This window comes from Streptomyces sp. NPDC003943 (genome assembly GCF_053605265.1).
Genome location: NZ_JBSGIW010000182.1, coordinates 1 through 3,564, shown reverse-complemented (window position 1 = coordinate 3,564; position 3,564 = coordinate 1). Strand labels below are relative to the sequence as shown.

The 3,564-nt window shown below is 72.8% G+C and carries 1 protein-coding gene; it reads right to left on the bottom strand.

Annotated features, from left to right (window positions below; genetic code table 11):
- Positions 1-140: 140 nt before the first annotated feature.
- Positions 141-3,506: a FlgD immunoglobulin-like domain containing protein gene (locus ACWEV0_RS35780; protein ID WP_453153982.1), complete on the bottom strand. Its 3,366-nt coding sequence runs from the start codon at positions 3,504-3,506 to the stop codon at positions 141-143.
- Positions 3,507-3,564 lie beyond the last annotated feature (58 nt).

Below are 3,564 nucleotides of genomic sequence, written 5' to 3'. Positions count from 1 at the left end.
CAGCAGGCCTCTGAAGACGGTCAGGATCACCAGGAACGCCAGCCCGACGACCACCGCGATGATCAGCGGCAGCCGGCTGGAGACGATGTCGAGGACTGGACCGCCGAAACGGTGTGCCGCCCCTCCTCGGGAACCCGGGGTTACCTGGTGTAGTAACCCGCCACGTCCGCCAGCAGGTCCACCGAACCGGAGTGGTTGTACAGCGTGACCTTGCCGTCCTGCACGGGGACGACGACCAGGTTCGCGACCGTCTGGCCCGCGACCACGTTCAGGTTCGAGGTCGCCGGGCGGGCCGTCCCGAACGGGTAGACCGACACGTACGTCGTCGCCGTCGGCCGGGTCGCCGTCACGTTCATGACGACCGCCGACACGCCGGCCGGCACCCCGCCCTGACCCGTGACCTGGAGGTCCACGGTCCTGCCCGGGCCCACCGGGGCCTTCGGCGCACCGACCCCGCCCAGGGTGTTCAGCAGCCGGGCCGGGGGCAGCGCCTTGAACCGGTCGCCCTTCTCCGCCGCGTCGGTGAAGTACCCCGCCACGTCGGCGAGCAGGTCCACCGAGCCGGAGTTGTTGTAAAGAACCACCTTGCCGTCCTTGACCGGCACGGTCACCAGATTGGCGGCCGTCTGACCCGCGACCAGGTTCAGGTTCGACGTGGCCGGCCGGGTCGTCCCGTACGGGTACGCCGACACGTACGTCGTCGCCGTCGGCCGGGTCGCCGTCACGTTCATCGTCACGGCGGTCACGCCCGTCGCCGGCACCCCGCCACGACCCGCGATCTGCAGGGTCACCGTCTTGCCGCCGGCCACCGGGGCCTTCGGCGCGCCGACCCCGCCCAGGGTGTTCAGGACCCGCGCCGGGGCCACCGGCGCGAACCGGTCGCCCGCCCCGCTCAGCGTGTAGTAGCCGGCCACGTCGGCGAGGAGGTCCACCGAACCGGAGTGGTTGTAGAGCGTCACCCTTCCGTCCTTGACCGGCACGGTCACCAGGTTCGGCACGCTCTTCCCGGCCGTCACGTTCAGGTTCGACGTGGCCGGGCGCTCGGTCCCGTACGGGTAGGCCGACACGTACGTCGTCGCCGTCGGGTTCGTCGCGGTGAGGTTCATCGTCACCGCGGTCACGCCGGTCGCCGGAACGCCGCCACGGCCCGTGATCTGCACGGTCACGGTCTGGCCGGGGCCCACCTTGGCCTTCGGCGCGCCGACCCCGGCGATCGTGTTCAGGACCCGGGCGGGCGCCACCGGCTCGTACGTGCCGAGGCCGCCGCGCGTCAGGAACACCTCACCGGTGCGCCGCAGTTCCGCGCCCACGCCGTCGGCGGGCGCTGCGGCCAGCTCCCAGGTGTACCGCCCGTCCGCGAGCGCTGCCCCGCTCTCGCCGTTGCCGTCCCACACGGCCTTCACCAGGCCGCGCGCCTCGCCACCGGTGAGCGTGCGCACGACGGCGCCGGTGCGGTCCTTGAGGCTGAGCTTCCAGGACGCGGCGGGCTTGTCGAGCCACCAGCGGCCGGTCCAGGAGGCGGTGGTCGCCACGTCCAGGGTCTCCGGGGTGTCCGCGTCGAGGACGGACAGGTCGGAGGCGGGGACGCCGCTCGGGACGACGTGGATCGCGTCCTGGTCGTCGGTGTAGACGAGCTTGCCGCCGAATCGGTCGATGCTCCACGTGGGAGCGCTCGTACCCGGGTGGTCGATCACCCGCGATCCGGCCGTTCCCCGCAGCGGCGTGAGGAGCGTGTCGGCGTCCTTCTCGCTGATGACGTAGCCGTCGCCGAGCCGGGCGAAGCGGCCGGGAACCGCGGTCTTCTGACCCGTGGTCACGTTTCGCACGCTGTACGTGTCGCCACAGAGCGAAAGAACGTCATCGCCGACGACCGACCAGTTCGCGAGCTCGCAGTCGGAGGCCCTGACCGAGCGGGTGACGGCTCCGGACCGCACGTCGACGGCCTTGAGCACGCCACCGTCGGCGCCCTCCCAGAGCGTTCCGCCCGCGAGCGCCGCGCCGTGACCGCCCTGCGGACGGCGCAGCACGATCTGGTTGCTGTCGAGGTCGAGGACGCGCACCTCGTCCGTGGTCCCATAGGCCACGTAACGGCCCGACGCCTGGATGTCGCCGGTGACGTCGCCGACACCGGGGACGGCGGCCGCCGGCAGGTTCCTGCCGGGGTCGAGCACGTAGAGCCCGGCGCTGCCCGCGCCCGCCCCGTGGAAGACGACACGGCCGTCACCCGTGGGAACGGGGGCCGGGCAGTCGCCCCAGACCGAGCAGGACCCGGCGGCGACGTTGTCGTCCGCTCCGCGGTCCACGCGCGGCCCGGCCGTCAGACCGCCGTCGACGGAGAGCGTGACCGAGCGGATCCGCGGGTGGTTCCCTGCCACCAGCTCGGTCGAGTAGAGCTCGCCCTGGGCGACGGCAGTCTCCCTGACCTGGGTTCGGACGGGCGGAACGTCCCCGATCCGGCTCGCGGCCGGTGCGCCGCCGGCCTCGGGAATCCGCACCGAGTGGAGCGTGCGCTCCGTGCCCGCGCCCTGGCGGGCGACGACGACCCGGCTCCCGTCGGGGCTCACGGGCATGTCACCGAAGAGCCGGTCGAGCACGGTCTCCTCGGGGGCGTCGGGGTCGGTGAGGGACTTCGCGATCAGGGTGTCCGTGCCGTCCCCGGCCGCCATCCGGGCCAGCACGTAGTCGCCGATGACCGCGACCGGAGTGACCCCCGTCCCAGCCCAGGTGATCTGCTTGGCGGGCGCGGACCAGTCCCCCGTGACGTCCCAGATCTGCAGCTTGGCGCCCGCCACATGAAGCACGAACCGGTCCGCGAGCACAGTGGACTGGGAGCCGGTGAGCGCCTGGTCCGGGATGGTGCGCAGGGTGAAGGACGGGTCGACCCAGCCGAGGTGCCGGACCCCGTCGACCTCGTAGCCGAGGAAGAAGCCGTGCTCGTTGGCCCAGGGGCCGATGTTCCAGGACGGCCTGGCGCCGGCGGGCAGGCCCACCAGCGGCTTGTCCGCCACGGCACCCTGCGCGTCGAGGTACCGCAGGTGCGTCCCGTACGGCGCTGCCTTCTCCTGGGTGACGACGCCGAGGCCCATGACGGTGAGGAAGTTGTGGTTCGCCGGGATCGGGACGGCCTGCGGCGTGCCGCCCTTCGGGTCGCGGAAGGTCACGTTGTACATGGTGTAGTCGGCCATCACGTCGCTGCCGGTGGCCCAGGGCCGGCCCCAGGCGAACCTCCCGAAGGGCTGCGACCGCGTCCCGTCGGCGAAGGACACCCAGTTGTACGCGGACGTGTACGCGCCCTGCAGGAACCCCGTGTCCCCCACGGCGGGCAGCCGGCCCGCGTCGGGGTCCGCCGAAAACTCCGCCGGGATCACCAGCTCGGCCGGCGCCTCCGCCGCCACGGCCGTCCCGGCCCCCAGCGGTCCCCCCACCTGTGTCACCGGCATCAGTGCCGCGGCGACGGCGACGGCCGCCGCCGTCATCCGGCGGCGACCCGCCCCTGTTCTGCTCACGATGTGTGCCCCCCTCATCGACGAGAAGGGCGGCGCACCGTCGAAACGGTGCGCCCCC